The sequence below is a fragment of the Mesorhizobium sp. WSM4830 genome (assembly GCF_055811495.1).
This window is the reverse complement of sequence record NZ_JBVVQI010000001.1, coordinates 357,335-376,559: the sequence shown is the minus strand read 5'-3', so window position 1 is coordinate 376,559 and position 19,225 is coordinate 357,335. Positions and strand designations below refer to the sequence as shown.

The window sequence follows — 19,225 nt, the reverse complement described above, 5'->3', positions numbered from 1 at the left end:
CACGCATGAAGGCGTCACGGCGAGCGGTGCAAATCACTGCTTCGAGTACGGCCGGTACCAGTCGACAAACTTCTTCAGCCCGTCCTCTATCGAAACGCTAGGCCTGAAGCCGAAATCCCGCTCCAGCGCGGTCATGTCGGCGTAAGTCTTCTCGACGTCGCTCGCCTGCATCGGCTCGTTGTGGCGGATTGCCTTGACCTCGAGCAGCCTTTCCAGAATGTCGATGAAGTCGCCCAGCCGCACCGGCCGGTTGTTGCCGACATTGTAGAGCCTGTTCGGCGGAACGTCAGCCGACGGCGGCTTGTCGAGCACGGCGACAACCGCCTTCACAACATCGTCTATGTAGGTGAAATCGCGCCACATTTCGCCATTGTTGAAGACCCGGATCGGCTTGCCCTCGAGCATCGCCTGGGTGAACATCCAATAGGCCATGTCGGGACGGCCCCAGGGACCGTAGACCGTGAAAAACCGCAGGCCGGTCTGCGGTATACCAAACAGATGGGCGTAGGTGTGGCTCATCAACTCATCGGTTTTCTTGGTGGCAGCGTAAAGCGAAACGGGCTTGTCGACCTGATCGGCTTCGCTGAACGGCACGCTGCGGTTGCCGCCATACACCGAGCTCGACGAGGCATAGACCAGATGCTCGAATGCCGGTTCGGCGCGACAGAATTCGAGCACTTCGAGGTGGCCCATGACATTGGAGCGGATATAGAGCCGCGGATTGTCGAGTGAGTGGCGCACGCCCGCCTGCGCGGCGAGATGGACGATCCTGACGATGCCTTGCCCGGCCAAAGCGGCCGCAAGCGCGCCCTGTTCGGCAATATCGATCTGGTGGAACGAAAAATCCTTATGGGGCAGAAGGCGGGCAAGCCGCCCCTTTTTGAGCGCCAGGTCGTAATAGTCGTTCATGTTGTCGACACCGACAACCGCTTCTCCCCGGTCGAGGAGATGGTGGCAAACGTGACTGCCAATGAAGCCCGCGGCTCCGGTGACAAGTATAGGCAACAAGCTTCTCCACGCACATAGCCGGGCCGGTATCTGGAGCGGCAGATCCGGGCCATTTCGTCGTGCTATAGTCGAAAGTCGAGGTGGAGACCACCATTAAGCTGATGCGTCAGCTTGCCTCGCGCATGGCTTCGGCCGCCTGCAGGTCGACCGACACCAGCTGGCTGACGCCTTGCTCGGCCATGGTCACCCCGAACAGCCGGTCCATGCGCGCCATGGTGATCGGGTTGTGTGTGATGATGACGAAGCGTGTCTCGGTGGTTGCGGCCATTTCGTCCATCAGATTGCAGAAACGCTCGACATTGTGGTCGTCGAGCGGCGCGTCGACTTCGTCGAGCACGCAGATCGGTGCCGGGTTGGTCAGGAACACGGCGAAGATCAGTGACATCGCCGTCAATGCCTGCTCGCCGCCGGACAGCAGCGTCATCGTCTGCGGCTTCTTGCCGGGCGGTCGCGCCAGGATCTCGAGCCCCGCTTCGAGCGGATCGTCGGACTCGATCAGTTGCAGCTCGGCGGCGCCGCCGCCGAACAGGTGCGAAAACAGCCGTTGAAAATGGCCGTTGACCACCTCGAAGGCAGCGAGCAGCCGCTCGCGGCCTTCACGGTTCAGGCTGTGGATCGCCTGCCGCAGCTTGCGGATCGCCTCGATAATGTCGTCGCGCTCGGAGACGATGGCCTCCAGCCGGTCCGACAGTTCCTTCTGCTCTTCCTCGGCGCGCAGATTGACGGCGCCCAGCCGTTCGCGTTCGACCTTCAGCCGGTCGAGCTGACGCTCGATCTCGGCCATTTCGGGCATCGGGCTGTCGGGTTCGAGGCCGGTGTGGCGGATCACCAGATGCGGCGGCGTGTTCAGCGTTTCCTGGATGCGCGCCTCGACTTCCAGCCGACGCTCGTCGGCGGCGGTCAGCCGCTCTTCGGCGCGAACGCGGGATTCGCGCGCCTCGGCCAGCGACTGGATGGCAGCAGTCGCAGCCTTGTCCAGCTCGGACTGCCGGTTCTCCGCTTCCTGCAAGCGGTCGCCTGCTGCCTTGCGCAGGCTTTCGGCCTCGGCGAGCTGCGACAGCAAGGCGCGCCGCTTGGCGTCGATCTCGTCGGGGGCGTCGGCCAGTTGCTCGCGCTCGGCCTCGGCCTCGGCCTTGCGTTCGCCGAGCGCCGCGATCTGCGTCGAGGCATTTTCGGCGCGCTCCACCCAGTTGCGCCGTTCAGAGCCGATGGCATCGAGCCGGCGCGCACGTGCCTCGGCTTCCCGCCTCAGGCCCTCGTGAACGGCACGCGCATCGGCAAGGGCGGCGCGGTCGCCGGCGACGTTGGCCGCCGACTGCTCGAGCTGCAGTTGCAGATCGCCGAGATCGGGCGCGTCTTGCAGCAGCATTTCGGCCTCGACGAATGCCGCCGCCGTCTCCTCATGGCTGTCGACTATGCGTGCGCGCGCCTCGTCAAGGGCGGCACGCCGGCTCGACAGCTCGCCGCCGGCTTTTTCGGCCTCGGCCAGCGTATTGCGGGCAGCGTCCAGCCCGTGCTGGGCGTCGCGCCCGGCCTGCCGGGTGTTGCGTTCAGCCTCGCTCGCCTGGGCAAGCGCCTGTTCGGCCTGGGCAAGGGCTTGTTCAGCTTCGCGCAGGATGCGCGTGGCATGGACTGCTTCGGCATCGAGCTCGGCCAGCCGGTTTTTCTGCGCCAGCCGCTGTGCGGCGGCGGTCGGGGCATCGGCGCTGGCGGTGAAGCCGTCCCAACGCCACAGCGCGCCTTCGCGGGTGACCAATCGTTGACCGGGAGCAAGCAGCGTCTGCAGCCGTCTTCCGTCGGCGGCTTCGACAATGCCGATCTGGGCCAGCCTGCGGGCCAGCTGTGCCGGCGCGCGCACAACGCTGGCGAGGCTCCTTATGCCTTCGGGCAATGCGGCGTCGGCGGACTGGATTTCGCTCTGGCCCCAATGCACCGGCGCACTGCGGTCGAGCGGCACGTCGAGATCTTCGCCAAGCGCGGCACCCAGCGCCGTCTCATAGCCGCGCTCGACGCTGATCTGCTCCAGCACCGAGGGAAATAGATCGCCGCTGGCGGCGTTGAGTATCTTGGCCAGCGTGCGGGCCTCGGTTTCGATCCGCGCCAGCTCGGCCTTTGCGTCCTGAACCGGTGGGCGGGCAGCACCTTCGCCTGCACGCGCCTCGGCAACCGTCTGTTCAGCGGCAATGGCGGCTGCCTCGGCCTCTTCGAGCAGCGCCAGCGCCTGATCGACCAGCAGCCGCTTCTCGGCGGGATCGGGCAGGCCGGCGACCCTGGAGACAATCTCCGACAGTTCGCGGTCGACATCGGCAAGCTGGCGGGCAAAGCGGTCGCGGCGCTCAGCGGTGTCGCGCAGCGTCCGTTCGATCTGGTTGCGCGAGGCGGCGGCCTCCGCCCGTTCGGCGGTCAACGCGGCGAGCCTGGCCTCGCTCGAGGCAAGGGTCGATGCCGCCTGCTCGAAAGCCGCGCGGGTGCTGGCCTCGCGCTCGGCGGCGCCGGCGTTTTCGGCGTTGAGCGCGGCTTCTTCGGCGGCGAGGCGTTCGAGGATATCCGCATTGTCGCGGACCATGCGCTCCTCGCGGGCAAGGTCGCCATCGAGCTGTTGCAGTCGGCGGTCGAGCTCAGCCTGGCGGGCGCGGATGCGGCCTGCCTCTTCCTCGATCTGCGCCTTGGCGATCGACAGACGCTGGAAGGCGGCAGCGGCAGCGGCTTCCGCATCGCGCAGGTCCGGCAGCCGGTGGGCGTTGATGCCTTGTTCCCTGGCGGCAGCCATCTGGGCGGCGGCGCGGTCGCCGACCAGCGCGGTGGCAATCGCCAGCGCCGAACGCGCTTCGCCTTCCTGCGTCTTGGCCAGCGTCCAGCGCAGATGCAGCAGCGTCGCTTCGGCCTTGCGGATGTCGGCCGACAGGTTCTTGAAGCGCGAGGCCTGGCGGGCCTGGCGTTTCAGGCTTTCGATCTGGCTTTCCAGCTCGCCGACGACGTCGTCCAGCCTTTCGAGGTTCTGTTCCGCCGCCTTCAGCCGCAGCTCGGCTTCGTGGCGGCGCGTATGCAGGCCGGAAATGCCGGCCGCCTCTTCCAGCAGTGCGCGGCGCGCCTGCGGCTTTGCCTGGATCAGCTCGCCGATGCGGCCCTGGCCGACCATCGAGGGCGAGCGGGCGCCGGTCGACTGGTCGGCGAACAGCAGCTGAACGTCCTTGGCGCGAGCCTCCTTGCCGTTGATGCGGTAGAGCGAGCCCGCCTCACGCTCGATGCGGCGCGAGACCTGCAACTCATCGGCGTCGTTGAAGGCGGACGGCGCAGTGCGGTCGCTATTGTCAAGGAAGAGCGTGACTTCGGCGGTGTTGCGGGCCGGACGCGTTCCCGAGCCGGAAAAGATGACGTCGTCCATGCCGGACGCGCGCATGTTCTTGTAGGAGCTTTCGCCCATGACCCAGCGCAGCGCCTCGACCAGGTTCGACTTGCCGCAGCCGTTCGGCCCGACGATGCCGGTCAGGCCGCGTTCGATGACGAACTCGCCGGGTTCGACGAAGGATTTGAAGCCGAGCAGGCGAAGGCGCGAGAACTTCATTCGCGCCGGCCCATAGCCAAGTTTCGCAAAACTGTGCCGCGATTTTGCAACGAGAACCCGCGGCAACACAAAGAAGTGCGCACGCCGAAGCTACGCCGCTTCGGCGCTGCCGAAACGTCAGAGCAGAGGGTCGATGATGGCCGACATTTCCGCAATCGACATCGCCCCTTTGTAGGTCTTTCCGTTGATGAAAAAGGTCGGTGTGGAATCGACCTTGAATTCGTCGGCGCCGCGCTTCTGGACGGATCTCACATCGTCCAGAAGTTTCTGGTCCGTCAAGCAGGCCTCGAAGGACTCCTGTGTAAAACCGGCAAGCTTGGCGATTTGCAGCAGTGCGTCCTTGGTATTGTTCACACCAACCCAGTTCGCCTGCTGCCTGAACAGTACGTCGACCATCGGGAAATAGTTGTCCTTGGAGCAGCGCGCCAGCATGAAACCGGCCTCGGCGCTGGGATCGAACGGAAACTCGCGCAGTATGTAACGGGCCTTGCCGGTGTCGATATATTTCGTCTTCAGCTCCGGAAAAGTGGTCTCGGCGAAATGCGCGCAATGCGGGCAGGTCATCGATGCATATTCGACGATGGTGACCTTTGCATCGTCCTTGCCGAGCTGCATGTCGGGCAGCGCACCGGGCTTCAACAAGGCTGCCATATCCACCGTGCCCTGAGCTTCAGGCGCTGTGGCGGCGGCCGGAGCGGCCGGCTTCGCAGGATCCGCGGGAGCCGCAGGCTTCACATCCTGCGCCTCGGCTTTCTCGCCCGAGTCACTGCAGGCGGCAAGCAGCGCCGCCGCTGGTATTGCGGCCAGCGAAGTCAAAAGGTGTCTGCGGGACAAGGAACGGATCATACGAATCACCTGGCAATAGTTGGATTTTGCAATGCAAAGGCTACAAAAAGCGAGAGTTGGCGGGAATTAAGGCATTACCGCCCCTATTCCAATCGCCAATTCCGGGCATACCATCACGATAGCGCGAGATCACGGCTTCTTTTGCCCGAGAATGGTGGCGCCAAGCCGCTCCAGCGAGGCGCGCAGCCCGCCGTCCTCGATCAAACCGACGGTGCCCGACAGCTTCGCTTTCTCGGCCGCGGTCAATGGCCGCAAGCTGGGTTTCGGCTTTTCCTTGCCCGCCATTACCGGCTTCTGCACGATCCTGATCCGGCCGATCGCATTGAAACCGAGGAAGGCATTGACCCGGTTGATGATCTCGCCGGTCTCGTGCTGCAGGTGCAGTGCCGCTACACCCTCGCAGGCAATCACCAGCACCGCCGGCTCGAACGGATCGTCCTCGTGCATGCGGCGCGGCCACTGGATTTTTTCGGGGCGCGAGCGGCCGGCAAGCCGCGGCCCGGCTATTTCTTCCCATGACTGGACCAACCCGATCGACATGCCGGCCCGCTTGCGCAGCACAGGGTCGAGGATCTCGGTTGCGAGATCGCTCACCGGAACGGGATTGCCGAAGGGCCTTTTCCCTGCCATGTGCGTTCTCCAGCTTCAGCACCAATGGATTAGGGCCGACCCTCGATCAATGGCACTGCACGACCAGACCCGCAAGGCCGTATCCGGAGACAATGGCGAGATCGCATCCCGGCTGCTTGGCTGGTACGACGCGCATCACCGCGACCTGCCCTGGCGCGTTTCGCCGCACGCGCTGGCGGGCGGGGCGCGGCCCGATCCCTATCTGGTCTGGCTTTCCGAGGTGATGCTGCAGCAAACCACGGTTGAGGCGGTAAAATCCTATTTTCGGGCGTTCGTAGAGAAATGGCCAACCGTCCAGGCGCTGGCGGCGGCACCGACCGAAGACGTCATGAAGGCCTGGGCCGGGCTCGGCTATTATTCCCGCGCCCGTAACCTCAAAGCCTGTGCCGATCTCGTCGCGCGGCAAGGCGGCCGCTTCCCGAACAGCGAGTCCGGCTTGAAGGAACTGCCCGGCATCGGCGCGTATACGGCGGCGGCGATCGCGGCGATCGCCTTCGACCGACCAGCCGCGGTCGTCGACGGCAATGTCGAACGGGTCGTCTCACGGCTGTTTTCGATCGCCACGCCGCTGGGCGAAGCCAAGGGCGAGATACGCGGCCAGGTCGAAGGCATGGTTCCCCCGACAAGGCCCGGCGACTTCGCGCAGGCGATGATGGACCTGGGCGCGACGATCTGCACGCCGCGCCGGCCCCGCTGCATGCTCTGCCCCGTTCGCGAGGACTGCAGCGCCACAATCTCGGGCGATCCCGAACGCTTTCCGGTCCGCCTGCCCAAGGCCGAAAGGCCCTTACGCCGCGGTGCCGCCTTCGTTGCCGTCAGGGGCGACGGCGCCGTGCTTTTGCGCAAGCGCGTCGAAAAGGGCCTCCTCGGCGGCATGACCGAGGTGCCGACGACCGGCTGGACGTCGCGCATCGACGGCGCCACCACGGAAGCGGCAGCCCCCTTCCCCGGCAACTGGCGGCAGGCCGGACGCATCGGCCATGTCTTCACCCATTTTGCGCTTGAACTCGACGTGTTCAAGGCGGACACCGACAGTGCCGCCCCGGCCGGGCATTTCTGGTCGCTGGCCCATGAAATTTCCGGGGAAGCGCTGCCGAGCGTCATGAAAAAGGTAATCGAAGCGGCGATACCGGGCGCGACGAAAAAGCAGCGCCCGCGTTGAAAGAGAGAAGAATGACTGAAATCCGCCACATCGTTTTCGACATCGGCAAAGTACTGATCCACTATGATCCGAACCTGCCCTTCAGCCGCTTGATCCCCGATCCCGACGAACGGAAATGGTTCTTCGACAATGTCTGCACGCATGATTGGAACATCGAGCAGGACCGCGGCCGCAGTTGGGAAGAGGCCGAAGCGCTGGCGATCGCGCAATATCCCGAGCACGCCGAAAACATCCGCAATTTCCGCCGGCACTGGCACGAGATGGTGCCTCACGCCTATGAGGACAGCGTCGCCATCATGATCGGCCTGATCGACAGCGGCCATGACGTGACGATGCTCACCAATTTCGCTGCGGATACGCTCGCCGAGGCTCGCGAGCGCTTCGATTTCCTCAATCGGCCGCGCGGCGTCACCGTTTCCGGCGACATCCGCCAGATCAAGCCGGACCGCGCCATCTATGATCACCACGTTGCCGCGTTCGGCCTCGAACCGTCAGCCACGCTGTTCATCGACGACAGCCAGAAGAACGTCGACGGCGCCAAGGCGGCCGGCTGGCAATCGGTGCTGTTCACCGACGCCCAGACGCTTAGGGCAGATCTTGAGCGGCTTGGGATCAAGATGTGATTTGAATCACTTCGGAAGACTGATTGAGGCGTCGCTTTAACGCGATTTGCTGAAACTTCAGGAGCTTCAGGCCCCTGCCCGATCCATGCCCAGGCGAACAATGCGGCGAAGCTCGTCGATCGGGGTCAGGCCGCCGCTGCGCTCATAATGCCAGAAGGTCCAGCCGTTGCAGGCGTCAAGCCCCTGCACCTCGGCGCCAACCTTGTGGATCGACCCGGCACTGTCGCCGATGGCCAGCGTGCCGTCGGCGCGCACTTTTGCCGCCCAGCGCTTCTTGGCATCGTAGAGCGTGGCGCCCGGCGCCACCAGGCCATTGTCGAGAAGGGTGACGAATGCGACGCGCGGCTCGGCGCGCTTGCCAGTCAGTACCGTCAAATTGGCGCCTTCCAGCGGCCGGACCGCATCGATACGTTCCATGGCGGCATCGATATAGGTTTGTTCGCGCTCGATGCCGACGAAGTGGCGGCCAAGCCGCTTGGCCACAGCCCCGGTGGTGCCTGAACCGAAGAACGGGTCGAGCACGATGTCGCCCGGCCTGGTCGATGCCGTCATGACGCGGGCAAGCAACGCTTCCGGCTTCTGGGTCGGATGCAATTTGTCACCATTGTCGTTCTTCAGGCGCTCGCCGCCGGTGCAGATCGGAAACAGCCAGTCGGAGCGCATCTGAATGTCGTCATTCGATGCCTTCAGCGCCTCGTAGTTGAAAGTGTAGCCCTTGCCCTTCTGGTCGCGAGAGGCCCAGATCATCGTCTCGTGGGCATTCTGGAAACGGCGGCCACGGAAATTCGGCATTGGATTGGTCTTGCGCCAGACGACGTCGTTGAGGATCCAGAAGCCCAGGTCCTGCATCTTGGCGCCGACCCTGAAAATATTGTGGTAGGAGCCGATAACCCAAATCGTGCCATTGGGCTTCAACACACGGCGCGCCGCCAGCAGCCAGGCGCGGGTGAAGGCGTCGTAGGCCTCAAAACTGTCGAACCGGTCCCAATGGTCGTCGACGGCATCGACCTTGGATTGGTCGGGCCGGTGCAGATCGCCATCGAGCTGCAGATTGTAGGGCGGATCGGCGAAGATCACGTCGATCGACTTTTCCGGCAGCCGTTCGAGCGCGGCGACACAGTCGCCCTTCAGGATCGTATCCAGCCACTCGGATTGCTGGGGAGCATCGGAAAGCTCGTCGAGAAGACGCACGGCAGACATTGTGACACCCAAGGCACGCGTTACTGTTTACTGTCCGTTATGGTTACCGATCAGCGTAAATATTCAATGAAGCAGGCTGCTGAATTTGCGAAGCCCGGTCTGTTGGTGTATGCCGCGCCGCCTGAGCCGTTTGGACCAACGGGCCCTCGGCATTCCCTTCATCCCGCTTTCCGGATCACCATGCCCCAGCCAGATCTTGTCATCTTCGATTGCGACGGCGTGCTCGTCGATTCCGAAATCATCGCCGCGCGGATCGATGCCGAGCTGTTGACCTCGGCCGGCTACGAGATATCGGCCGAGGAGATTTCCGAGATCTATGCCGGGTTGACTTTCAAGGACATCATGATGCGGGTCGAGGAAAAGTCCCGGATCCCGTTCCAGGCCTCGCTGATCGACAAGGAGGAACAGCTGGTCGATCGCCGGCTGCGCAGCGACGTGCGTGCCATCGACGGGGCGCACGAGGCTGTCGCCGCGGTAGCAGTGCCGCGCTGCGTCTGTTCGAATTCGCGTTCGGAGCGGATCGAATTCATGCTGGAGAAGGTGCAGCTTTTGCCGTTCTTCGCCGGCCGTATCTTTTCCTCGCTGGAAACCCCGACCGGGAAGACCAAGCCGGCGCCGGACGTGTTTCGGTTCGCCGCGGAAAAGCTCAAGGCGAACCCTGCGAACACCTTTGTCATCGAAGATTCCGTGCATGGCGTCACCGGCGCCAAGACGGCGGGAATGCGCGTAATCGGCTTCACCGGCGCGGCGCACAGCTATCCCGGCCACGCCGATGCACTGACCGAGGCCGGCGCGGAAACAGTCATCCGCCGCTGGGCGGAACTGAAAAGCGTGATCGCCGCGCTGTCGGAATGGTCGGCGGACGCCTGAGCGGCCGCCTCCAACCGCCGTGGCGCGAATGCAGCGGCTCAGTTGGTCGCGGCGGCTTTCTTCTTCTTCGGCTTGTCTGTCGCTACTTTCGGAGCGCCCTCGTCATACCCGGCATATGCCTGGTAGTCCTTCGCCGTCGGCTCCGGAACGACGACGTTGGAATCGGTGAAGACGAACTGCGTGGCACTCGAAGGATCGGTAACCTGGACCTGATAGGAGTGAAGTTGCGAATAGAGAACTTCGGTGCCGTGCATCACCGCGATGCGGATCGGCATGGTGATGGTGCCGGGCGTGAACATCGGGCCAGGCACGACCTTGCCGGCGACGGCTATCTTCATCGACAACGAGCCGTTGGCGCGGCTGCAGTCGCGGGTCACATCGGTGATCGAAGCCTGATAGATGATCTTGGCGGAATCGTCCGGCTGATTGACGCCTGCCGCGTCCGCTGCCGGCTGGGCGGCTTCCTCGGCGGCAACATCGGTTTTTTTCTTCGGCTTCGGACCGCTCTTAGCGTAGGTATTGAAGAAGGCGGTGCCGTCACGCAACGTCACTTTCGGGCAATAGGCCTGCAGCTGGCTGGAAAGCACCTTGGGATCGGGTGGCGGTGGCGGCGTCGTATCCTTCTTGCCGAAGCCGAGTATGCCATTGTCGCTCGATTGGCAGCCTGCGGCGGCAAGCATAAAGCCGGCGAGCGCCAGACCCGCGACAAAACGACCGTTGAATGAATGAAACGCCATGAACTGCACTTCCCTCTCGCAAAGCCGGTGACGTATATCAACCGCGCGGCAAAAATGCGACTGAGCCTGCGCAGAAATCCACCACCTCGCAGCGGGCGAAAATTCCCGGCGGCAATGGAAACCTGACGATGCAATATGTGAGTACCCGCGGGGAAGCGCCCGCGCTTGGATTTTCCGACGCGGTGCTGGCCGGACTGGCGCGCGACGGAGGGCTCTACCTGCCGAGCGCTTGGCCGCATTTTTCCGCAGCCGAGATCCGCGCCATGCGCGGCCTTGCCTATCCCGATCTTGCCATCCGTGTGCTGTCGCCTTTCCTCGGCGGCGAGATCGCGGCGCCGGTATTCGAACGGCTGGTACGCGAAGCCTATGCGACGTTCCGCCATGAGGCCGTCTGCCCGCTGGTGCAGACTGGGCCGAACAGCTTCGTGCTCGAGCTCTTCCACGGCCCAACGCTCGCGTTCAAGGATGTGGCGATGCAGCTTCTTGCGCGGCTGATGGACCATGTGCTGGCCGAGCGCGACCAGCGCGCCACCATTGTCGGCGCCACCTCCGGCGACACCGGAGGGGCGGCCATCGACGCCTTTGCCGGACGCAACCGCACCGACATCTTCGTGCTTTTCCCGCACGGCCGCGTCTCGCCGGTACAGCAGCGGCAGATGACGACCTCGACCGCGGCAAACGTCCACGCATTGGCGATCGAAGGCAATTTCGACGACTGCCAGGGCCTGGTGAAGGACATGTTCAACGACCACGGTTTTCGCGACCGGGTATCGCTGTCCGGCGTCAACTCGATCAACTGGGCCCGCATCATGGCCCAGATCGTCTATTATTTCTCCTCTTCGCTGTCGCTCGGCGCGCCCGACAGGCCAGTTTCCTTCACCGTGCCGACCGGCAATTTCGGCGACATCTTCGCCGGCTATGCCGCCAAGAAGATGGGGCTGCCGATCGAACGGCTGATTATCGCAACCAACGACAACGATATCCTGGCGCGCACGCTGGCGACCGGCGAATACCGCATGAAGGGGGTCTTTTCGACCACGTCGCCCTCGATGGACATCCAGGTGTCTTCGAACTTCGAACGCTTGCTGTTCGAGGCAGCCGGCCGCGATGCCTCGACCGTGCGGCGCTACATGGACGGGCTCAAGCAGTCCGGCGCCTTCACCATCGAGGCCGGCGAAATCGCCAAGATCCGCTCCGAATTCGACGCCGGCCGCGCCACCCTGGACGAGGTTGCCGCCACCATCCGTACAACACTTGCGGCGAGCGGCTATCTGCTCGACCCGCATACGGCCGCAGCCGTGCATGTGGCCGCCGGCAAGGCTGCGGGTGAGGTGCCGATGGTGGTGCTGGGCACTGCGCACCCGGCAAAGTTTCCCGCCGCCGTCGAAGCCGCCAGTGGCGTGTCGCCTGCCCTGCCTGCATGGCTAGGCGGGTTGATGAGCGCCGAGGAAAAATACACGGTACTTCCATCCGACCTGAAAATGGTGGAAGATTATCTCGGCCGCCACACGCGGGCGGCGCGTTAGGGAGTAATTGCCATATGGGTGTTGAGGTAAGCCGTCTGTCGAACGGCCTGACAGTCGCCACCGAAACCCTTCCAAGCCTCGAATCTGTTGCCCTTGGCGCCTGGGTCAAGTCGGGCGCACGCAACGAGCGTGACGAAGAGCACGGAATGGCGCACTTGCTCGAGCACATGGCTTTCAAGGGCACCAGGCGGCGAAGCGCCTTCGAGATCGCCTCGGAGATCGAGGACGTCGGCGGCGAGATCAATGCCGCCACCAGCGTCGAGACGACCTCCTATTATGCAAGGGTTCTGAGCGACGACGTGCCGCTGGCGGTCGATATCCTTTCCGACATCCTGCAGGAATCCGAATTCGATCCGCAGGAGCTGGAGCGAGAGCAGCATGTGATTCTGCAGGAGATCGGCGCCGCGCACGATACGCCCGACGATGTCGTTTTCGATCACTTTACCGAGACCGCCTTCCGCCACCAGACTATCGGCCGCTCGATTCTTGGCACGCCGGAAACCGTCAAATCCTTCACTTCGAAGCAGCTGCACGACTTCATCGAACGACAGTACGGCGCCGAGAACATGGTGATGGTGGCGGCCGGCGACATCAAGCACGACGATTTCGTGCGCGAGGTCGAAAAGCGTCTCGGCAGCTTCCGCGGCAAGGCCGACGGCACCATCCCGCAATACGCGCAGTATGTCGGCGGCGATTTTCGCGAGGACCGCGACCTGATGGACGCGCAGATCGTGCTGGGTTTCGAGGGCCGCGCCTATCACGTCCGCGATTTCTATGCCTCTCAGGTCCTGTCGATGATCCTGGGTGGCGGCATGTCGTCGCGGCTTTTCCAGGAAGTCCGTGAAAAACGCGGCCTGTGCTATTCGGTCTATGCCTTCCATTGGGGTTTTTCCGACACCGGCGTCTTCGGGGTCCATGCGGCGACCGGACAAAGCGATATTGCCGAGCTGGTGCCTGTGATCATCGACGAGCTGCAAAAGGCCGGTGAAAACATCCTGCAGGAGGAGCTCGACCGGGCGCGTGCCCAATACCGCGCCGGGCTGATCATGTCGGCCGAGAGCCCGGCCAGCCGCGCCTCGCAGATCGCCAGGCAGTTGCTTCTGTTCGGCAGGCCGATCGCCAAGGAAGAGCTGATGGAGCGGCTGGCGGCGTTGACTGTCGAGCGGCTGACGGATCTGTCGTCCCGGCTTTTTTCGACCAAGCCGACGCTTACAGCCGTCGGGCCGGTGGGTACGCTCGCGCCCTATGAGGCGATCCTCGATTCGCTTTCGGGCACGCAGACCACTGCCCGTAAGCTTGCCGTCTAAGCCTATTCGAGCGTCGTGTTCGCGCTCCCTTTCTTTCGCCGCGACCTGCCGGCACTGAAGGGCGAGCTTGTCACGCTGCGCGTACCGCTGACCAACGACTATCGCGAGTGGTCGGTGCTGCGCAGCGAAAGCCGCGCTTTTCTTGAGCCGTGGGAGCCGCGATGGACCCCTGACGAACTCGACCGCCCGGCGTGGCGGCATCGTATCGGCCGCTACCGCGAGGATTACGCGCAGGGGACGGCAATCGCCTTCTTCATCTTCGAGAAAAGCAGCGGCAAGCTGGCCGGCGGTATCACCCTCGGCAATATCCGCCACGGGGTCGCCCAAAGCGGCCATATCGGCTACTGGATCGGTGAGCGCTTCAGCGGACGCGGCCTGATGACCGATGCCGTCAAGGTGGTGACGCGTTTCGCCTTCGAAACGCTGCGATTGCACCGGATCGAAGCTGCCTGTATCCCCGATAACGCCCGGTCGATCCGCGTGCTTGAAAAAGCCGGATTCCGGCGCGAAGGACTGCTACGATCCTATCTCAGGATCAACGGCATCTGGCAGGACCATTACCTATACGCCCGAATCGCGGACGATCCGCCGGGCGTTGGAACAAAGGGCTGATTTTGACGAATTTTCTGCGCAACGGGTCGCTGCTTGCCTTTATGCTGGCGGCAATCGTCACGCTCTGCGCGGCATCCTCGGCGTTTGCCGTCGAACCGATCAAGATCGCCCGCGACGACGTGGCGCTCGACCTTTCGGGCGCCGTCGAAATCTACCGCAACCAGGGCGAGAATTTCCAGGTCTCGACGGCACCCGGCCCGGACGGGATCGTGCGGCGCATCGAGGTCGAGGCCAATGACGCTCGCTCGACCGGCGACTGGGCGGTGTTCGCGCTCGCTAATACCACCGACCAGCAACTCGACAGGCTGATTGTCGCACCGCATTTCCGGCTGGTGAATTCCGGCCTGTTCTGGCCGGATCTCGGCTCGACCCGTATCGCCGCGATCACGCCCAGCGAAGGCTTTGCGCTCGACCGCCAGACCAGCCCCGACGCCGACGTGTTCCGGGTCACGCTGAACCCCGGAACGGTGATCACCTTCATCGCCGAGCTCGCCTCGCCCAAGCTGCCGCAGGTCTATCTGTGGGACCCTGAATCCTACAAGGACTCGGTCAATTCCTACACGCTGTTTCGTGGCATCGTCATCGGCATCGCCGGCCTGCTGGCGCTGTTCCTGACCATTCTTTTCGTCGTCAAGGGGACCTCGATGTTCCCGGCAACGGCGGCCCTGGCCTGGGCGGTGCTTGCCTATATCTGCGTCGATTTCGGCTTTCTCAACAAGATCATAGAGATCTCACCGGGCAATGAGCAGATGTGGCGCGCCGGAACGGAGGTGGCGCTCGCGGCGACCTTCGTGGTGTTCCTGTTTGCCTATCTCAACCTCAACCGGTGGCACGGTCATTTCAGCTACGGCGCACTGGTCTGGATTCTCGGGCTGGTGCTGATCGCCGGCGTCGCCATCATCGATCCGGCGGTTGCCGCCGGCATTGCCAGGCTGTCCTTCGCCGCCACCGCGCTGACCGGGCTCGGCCTGATCATCTTCCTCGGTATCCGCGGTTACGACCGCGCCATCATGCTGGTGCCCAGTTGGGTGATGGTTCTGCTGTGGCTATGCGGATCGTGGATGGCGATCACCGGCATGCTGGACAACGATATCGCCCAGCCGGCGCTTGGCGGCGGGCTGATCCTCATCATCCTGCTGATCGGCTTCACCGTGATGCAGCACGCTTTTGCCGGCGGCGCCCTGCATCAGGGCCTGTTCTCCGATCTTGAGCGGCAGGCGCTGGCGGTTGCCGGATCGGGCGATACTGTGTGGGACTGGGACGTGCTGCGCGACCGCGTCGTCACTCGTCCCGACGTCAGCATCCAGCTCGGTCTTGCGCCCAACAGCCTCGGCGGTCCCGCCCGCAACTGGCTGCCGGTGCTGCATGCCGACGACCGCGACACGTTTCGCACGACGCTCGACGTGGTGCTCGAGCACCGGCGCGGCCGGGTGTCGCAAAACTTCCGCCTGCGCGGCGCCGACGGACACTATCACTGGTTTGCGCTGCGCGCCCGGCCGGTGATCGGCTCGGACGGCGAGGTCATCCGCTGCGTCGGCACCATGGTCGATGTGACGGAGCAGAAGAAGTCCGAGGAACGGCTGCTGCATGACGCCGTACATGACAATCTGACCGGCCTGCCTAACCGCGAGCTGTTCATGAACCGGCTGGAGGCGATCATTTCGATCGCCCGCACCGAAGAGAAGGTGCGCCCGACCGTCTTCGTCATCGACATCGACCGCTTCAAGCAGGTCAATGACGGGCTCGGCATCTCGGCCGGCGACACCATCCTTTTGACCATCGCGCGGCGGCTGCACCGGCTGCTCAAGCCGAAGGATTCGCTGTCGCGCTTTGCCGGCGACCAGTTCGCGCTGATGCTTTTGTCGGAGCAGGATCCGGCTCGCATCGCGGCCATTGCCGATGCCATCAAGCACGCCATCAACAACCCGATCACCTTCGCCAAGCGCGAGATCGTGCTGACCGCCTCGATCGGGCTGATCACCTGGACCTCCACGCAGACCTCGGCCGAGGACATGGTCAAGGATGCCGAGCTTGCCATGCATCAGGCCAAGCGCTTCGGCGGCGACAGGATCGAGCCGTTCCGGCCCGCCTTCCGCACGGTCGGCACCGACCGGCTGCAGTTCGAGTCCGACCTGCGCCGCGCCATCGAGCGACGCGAATTCACGCTTGCCTATCAGCCGATCGTGCGGCTGGAGGACGGCAGCGTTGCCGGCTTCGAAGCGTTGCTGCGCTGGGACCATCCCCGGCGCGGCATGATCCCGCCGGCGGATTTCATTCCGGTTGCCGAAAACTGCGGCCTGATCGTGCAGCTTGGGCTGTTTGCCATGCAACAGGCTGCCGAAGACCTGGCGGGATGGCAAAAGCAGATCGGCGATGCACCGCTGTCGGTCTCGGTCAATCTGTCCAGCCGCCAGCTCATCCGCCGCGACCTGGTCAGCGACGTCCGCTCGGTGATCGCGCGGGCCAATCTGAAACCGCGCTGCTTCCGGCTCGAACTCACCGAATCGCTGGTGATGGACAATCCCGAGCAGACCGCTCATGTGCTGACCAAGCTAAAACAACTTGGCATCGGCCTGTCGCTGGACGATTTCGGCACCGGCTATTCATCGCTGGCCTATCTGACGCGCTTTCCGTTCGACACCATCAAGATCGACAAGAGCTTCGTCGACGACGCGACGCCGAAACGCGCGGTGCTGCTCAAATCCATGGTCAACATGGCGCATGAGCTCGGCCTGTCGGTCGTTGCCGAAGGTATTTCGGACGAAAGCGATGCGCTGGAGCTGCGGCAGATGGGCTGCGAATACGTGCAAAGCTTTATGTTCGGCGCGCCGATGCCCGGCGACCAGGTGCTGAAGACGCTGAAGGAACAGTATCCGCTCACTCAAGCGTAACAAATTTCGGGCGTGACAAATTTCGGGCGTGATGAGGCTCAGGCGTGACCGGCAGCCAGGCTGAGATGCGCGAGATCGATGCCGATCGAGGCAAGGATCCGGTCGTATTTGCGGTCGATGTCGGCGTCGAACAGAAGCTCGGCACTTGCCGGGCAAGTCAGCCAGCCATTCTCGGCGATCTCGTTTTCAAGCTGGCCCGCACCCCAGCCGGCATAACCGAGCGCCATCAGCGCCCGCCGGGGTCCGCGGCCGGAGGAGATGGCGCGCAATATGTCGACGGTCGCGGTCAGGCAGACGTCGTCGGACACGGCGAGCGAGGATTCCACCCGGTAGTCGCCCGAATGCAGGACGAAGCCGCGGCTGCGATCCACCGGTCCGCCATTGCGCACGACGAAGTCGCGCGCTGGCGGCGGCAGTCGAATCGCCTCCATCTCATTCATGATGCCTAGCTGCACGAGCAGGTCCGGAAACAGCATCTGCTGGGTCTGGTTGATGATCAGCCCCATCGCGCCTTCGTCGCTGTGCGCGCAGATGTAGATGACAGAGCGCGTGAAGCGGTCGTCCTTCATGCCGGGCATGGCGATCAGGAACTGGTCGTCGAGAAAGCCAGGTCCTGCGGCCGTCCTTTTATGGCGCAACAAATCCATGGCCACAGCGTAACGCGTTTCCGGGGCGTCGAAAAGATGGGCGGCGCCCGATTTGATCAGGCTCGTAAATCGACGGTCACGCAAATATGATGCCGGCCGCGTCATGAAATCATTGTGCGGCCATCAACGGACGATCAAATCACCGTCATGCAAAGCTTGAAAACCCTGCTGCTTGGTGTGGCCATTGGATCGGCGACCGGCTTCCCCGCCTCAGCCTCCTCGTCGGCTTGGTACAACAGCGAAGGCGGCAGGGTGCGGCTGGTAACGAGCGGCAAAGCCGACGAGGCCGGACGTCTCCAGGGCGTCCTTGACATTGCGCTGAAGCCCGGCTGGAAAACCTATTGGCGTGACCCGGGCGATGCGGGCGTGCCGCCACAGATCGACGTCTCGGCCAGCACCAACATTGCCGACGCGACGCTTTCGTTTCCGCCGCCGCAGCGCCATGACGACGGCTATGGCAAATGGGCCGGCTACGACCACCCGGTTTCGTTGCCGGTGACGTTCACGCTTGCCGCGCCCGGCCAGCCGGCCGTCATCGATGCGGACATTTTCCTCGGCATCTGCGAAACCATCTGCATCCCGGTGCAGGCAAGACTGACCGTCGATCCCGGCGCCGATCCGGACAACGCCGAGGATGCGGCGCTGGTCAAGGCAGGCCTTGCAACCCTGCCCGCTGCCGCGACTCCTGGTTTCGGCATAAACGTACTGCCAGGGGACCACGAGACGCTGATTGTCGAGGCGAGCTTTCCGGGCAGTCCCGAGGCCGCCGACTTCTTCGTTGCCGGCGAACGCGACTACATGTTCGGTGCCCCCGCGCGCAGTGAAAAGGATGGCAAGCTGATCTTCACAGTGCCGATCCTCGACAGGCCGTCGACGACGCCAACCGATGGCGGCCTGCACTACACACTGATAAGTGCCGCTGGCGCGGTCGAAGGCCTGCTGCCTTTTCCGTGATGCCAGCGTCTGGACGGTTGCCGGGCGCGCCTTAGTTCGCTATCGCAAGGACACTCCCTTTCCATTCTCAAGCGAGGACCATCATGACGATCTCCGTTGGCGACAAACTGCCCGATGCGACCTTCAAGACAATGACCGCCGACGGTGCAAAGCCGATCACGACGGGCGAGATATTCTCGGGAAAGACGGTCGTGCTGTTTGGCGTTCCAGGCGCTTTCACGCCGACCTGCAGCAACAATCATCTGCCCGGCTACCTGGATAATTACGACGCCATCCTGGCGCGCGGCGTCGACACTATCGCCGTTGTCTCGGTCAACGATGTTCACGTCATGGGGGCTTGGGCCCGCTTCAGCGGCGGTGAAGGCAAAATCCTTTATCTTGCCGATGGCAATGGCGATTTCGCCAAATCGGTCGGCCTCGACGCCGACCTCTCCAGCGGCGGCATGGGGCTGCGCTCGAAGCGTTTTTCGATGATCGTCGACGACGGCAAGGTCACCGCGCTCAATGTCGAGACAAAGCCCGGCGTCGACGAATCCGGTGCGGCTCACATTCTCGGACAGCTTTCCGTCTTGGCGACAGCCTAGGCCAGGGACGGCAAAGGGCGCCTTCGAGCGCTCAGCGTCCAAAGGACGCTGACTTTTGCATCC

16 protein-coding genes are annotated in these 19,225 nt (G+C 63.6%); 9 read left to right on the top strand and 7 right to left on the bottom strand.

The window, feature by feature from the left end:
- Positions 1–33 precede the first annotated feature (33 nt).
- From AC0L2Y_RS01935 to AC0L2Y_RS01920, 4 genes are all read right to left on the bottom strand, one after another.
- The gene (locus AC0L2Y_RS01935) at positions 34–1,005 is read right to left on the bottom strand and encodes an NAD-dependent epimerase/dehydratase family protein (RefSeq protein ID WP_473553416.1); all 972 of its coding nucleotides are present in this window, start codon (positions 1,003–1,005) and stop codon (positions 34–36) included.
- Positions 1,006–1,114: 109 nt separating this feature from the next.
- On the bottom strand, positions 1,115–4,573 hold the full coding sequence (smc, locus tag AC0L2Y_RS01930; RefSeq protein WP_473553414.1) for a chromosome segregation protein SMC: 3,459 nt from the start codon (positions 4,571–4,573) through the stop codon (positions 1,115–1,117).
- A gap of 117 nt (positions 4,574–4,690) precedes the next feature.
- Complete coding sequence (locus AC0L2Y_RS01925; RefSeq protein ID WP_352489631.1) at positions 4,691–5,419, bottom strand: DsbA family protein; 729 nt, start codon at positions 5,417–5,419, stop codon at positions 4,691–4,693.
- Between the two features lie 129 nt (positions 5,420–5,548).
- Positions 5,549–6,049 (bottom strand): DUF721 domain-containing protein, encoded by a 501-nt coding sequence (locus AC0L2Y_RS01920; protein ID WP_292657525.1) that lies wholly within the window; start codon positions 6,047–6,049, stop codon positions 5,549–5,551.
- A gap of 49 nt (positions 6,050–6,098) precedes the next feature.
- Between AC0L2Y_RS01920 and mutY the strand changes: the two genes are divergently transcribed.
- Both mutY and AC0L2Y_RS01910 read left to right on the top strand, forming a co-directional pair.
- On the top strand, positions 6,099–7,211 hold the full coding sequence (gene mutY, locus AC0L2Y_RS01915; protein WP_473553413.1) for an A/G-specific adenine glycosylase: 1,113 nt from the start codon (positions 6,099–6,101) through the stop codon (positions 7,209–7,211).
- Positions 7,212–7,222: 11 nt separating this feature from the next.
- The gene (locus AC0L2Y_RS01910; protein WP_473553411.1) at positions 7,223–7,834 is read left to right on the top strand and encodes an HAD family hydrolase; all 612 of its coding nucleotides are present in this window, start codon (positions 7,223–7,225) and stop codon (positions 7,832–7,834) included.
- Between the two features lie 66 nt (positions 7,835–7,900).
- On the opposite strand, the gene AC0L2Y_RS01905 is transcribed toward AC0L2Y_RS01910, so the two are convergent.
- Complete coding sequence (locus AC0L2Y_RS01905) at positions 7,901–9,034, bottom strand: DNA methyltransferase (RefSeq protein ID WP_473553410.1); 1,134 nt, start codon at positions 9,032–9,034, stop codon at positions 7,901–7,903.
- A 180-nt stretch (positions 9,035–9,214) separates the two neighbouring features.
- On the opposite strand from AC0L2Y_RS01905, the gene AC0L2Y_RS01900 reads away from it, so the two are divergent.
- Positions 9,215–9,904 carry an HAD family hydrolase gene (locus tag AC0L2Y_RS01900; RefSeq protein WP_473553408.1) on the top strand — a complete coding sequence of 230 codons (690 nt, stop codon included), beginning with the start codon at positions 9,215–9,217 and terminating at the stop codon, positions 9,902–9,904.
- A 38-nt stretch (positions 9,905–9,942) separates the two neighbouring features.
- Here AC0L2Y_RS01900 and AC0L2Y_RS01895 read toward each other — a convergent pair whose 3' ends face one another.
- Positions 9,943–10,641 (bottom strand): hypothetical protein, encoded by a 699-nt coding sequence (locus AC0L2Y_RS01895; protein ID WP_473553407.1) that lies wholly within the window; start codon positions 10,639–10,641, stop codon positions 9,943–9,945.
- Positions 10,642–10,769: 128 nt separating this feature from the next.
- Here AC0L2Y_RS01895 and thrC point away from each other — a divergent pair, with 128 nt between their 5' ends.
- The 4 genes from thrC to AC0L2Y_RS01875 are packed head-to-tail and all read left to right on the top strand — an operon-like array spanning position 10,770 to position 16,977.
- A complete protein-coding gene (thrC, locus tag AC0L2Y_RS01890) occupies positions 10,770–12,167 on the top strand; it encodes a threonine synthase (RefSeq protein ID WP_473553405.1) in 1,398 nt (465 codons plus the stop codon).
- A 14-nt stretch (positions 12,168–12,181) separates the two neighbouring features.
- The gene (locus AC0L2Y_RS01885; protein ID WP_023674150.1) at positions 12,182–13,474 is read left to right on the top strand and encodes a M16 family metallopeptidase; all 1,293 of its coding nucleotides are present in this window, start codon (positions 12,182–12,184) and stop codon (positions 13,472–13,474) included.
- Positions 13,475–13,489: 15 nt separating this feature from the next.
- On the top strand, positions 13,490–14,086 hold the full coding sequence (locus AC0L2Y_RS01880) for a GNAT family N-acetyltransferase (RefSeq protein ID WP_473553404.1): 597 nt from the start codon (positions 13,490–13,492) through the stop codon (positions 14,084–14,086).
- A 2-nt stretch (positions 14,087–14,088) separates the two neighbouring features.
- On the top strand, positions 14,089–16,977 hold the full coding sequence (locus AC0L2Y_RS01875) for an EAL domain-containing protein (RefSeq protein ID WP_292657502.1): 2,889 nt from the start codon (positions 14,089–14,091) through the stop codon (positions 16,975–16,977).
- 38 nt (positions 16,978–17,015) lie between these two features.
- Here AC0L2Y_RS01875 and AC0L2Y_RS01870 read toward each other — a convergent pair whose 3' ends face one another.
- The gene (locus tag AC0L2Y_RS01870; protein WP_352489755.1) at positions 17,016–17,624 is read right to left on the bottom strand and encodes a YqgE/AlgH family protein; all 609 of its coding nucleotides are present in this window, start codon (positions 17,622–17,624) and stop codon (positions 17,016–17,018) included.
- Between the two features lie 147 nt (positions 17,625–17,771).
- On the opposite strand from AC0L2Y_RS01870, the gene AC0L2Y_RS01865 reads away from it, so the two are divergent.
- The gene (locus tag AC0L2Y_RS01865) at positions 17,772–18,578 is read left to right on the top strand and encodes a protein-disulfide reductase DsbD domain-containing protein (protein WP_473553402.1); all 807 of its coding nucleotides are present in this window, start codon (positions 17,772–17,774) and stop codon (positions 18,576–18,578) included.
- A gap of 83 nt (positions 18,579–18,661) precedes the next feature.
- Positions 18,662–19,162, top strand: coding sequence for a peroxiredoxin (locus AC0L2Y_RS01860; protein WP_292657494.1), 501 nt, complete (start codon positions 18,662–18,664; stop codon positions 19,160–19,162).
- Positions 19,163–19,225 lie beyond the last annotated feature (63 nt).

Bases quoted from the DNA above. Each gene is read 5' to 3' on its own strand.
- AC0L2Y_RS01905 (WP_473553410.1), bottom strand. From the start codon at position 9,034: ATGTCTGCCGTGCGTCTTCTCGACGAGCTTTCCGATGCTCCCCAGCAA.
- AC0L2Y_RS01885 (WP_023674150.1), top strand. From the start codon at position 12,182: ATGGGTGTTGAGGTAAGCCGTCTGTCGAACGGCCTGACAGTCGCCACC.
- AC0L2Y_RS01925 (WP_352489631.1), bottom strand. From the start codon at position 5,419: ATGATCCGTTCCTTGTCCCGCAGACACCTTTTGACTTCGCTGGCCGCA.
- AC0L2Y_RS01900 (WP_473553408.1), top strand. From the start codon at position 9,215: ATGCCCCAGCCAGATCTTGTCATCTTCGATTGCGACGGCGTGCTCGTC.
- AC0L2Y_RS01860 (WP_292657494.1), top strand. From the start codon at position 18,662: ATGACGATCTCCGTTGGCGACAAACTGCCCGATGCGACCTTCAAGACA.
- AC0L2Y_RS01870 (WP_352489755.1), bottom strand. From the start codon at position 17,624: ATGGATTTGTTGCGCCATAAAAGGACGGCCGCAGGACCTGGCTTTCTC.
- AC0L2Y_RS01865 (WP_473553402.1), top strand. From the start codon at position 17,772: ATGCAAAGCTTGAAAACCCTGCTGCTTGGTGTGGCCATTGGATCGGCG.
- smc (WP_473553414.1), bottom strand. From the start codon at position 4,573: ATGAAGTTCTCGCGCCTTCGCCTGCTCGGCTTCAAATCCTTCGTCGAA.
- mutY (WP_473553413.1), top strand. From the start codon at position 6,099: ATGGCACTGCACGACCAGACCCGCAAGGCCGTATCCGGAGACAATGGC.
- AC0L2Y_RS01910 (WP_473553411.1), top strand. From the start codon at position 7,223: ATGACTGAAATCCGCCACATCGTTTTCGACATCGGCAAAGTACTGATC.
- AC0L2Y_RS01895 (WP_473553407.1), bottom strand. From the start codon at position 10,641: ATGGCGTTTCATTCATTCAACGGTCGTTTTGTCGCGGGTCTGGCGCTC.
- thrC (WP_473553405.1), top strand. From the start codon at position 10,770: ATGCAATATGTGAGTACCCGCGGGGAAGCGCCCGCGCTTGGATTTTCC.
- AC0L2Y_RS01920 (WP_292657525.1), bottom strand. From the start codon at position 6,049: ATGGCAGGGAAAAGGCCCTTCGGCAATCCCGTTCCGGTGAGCGATCTC.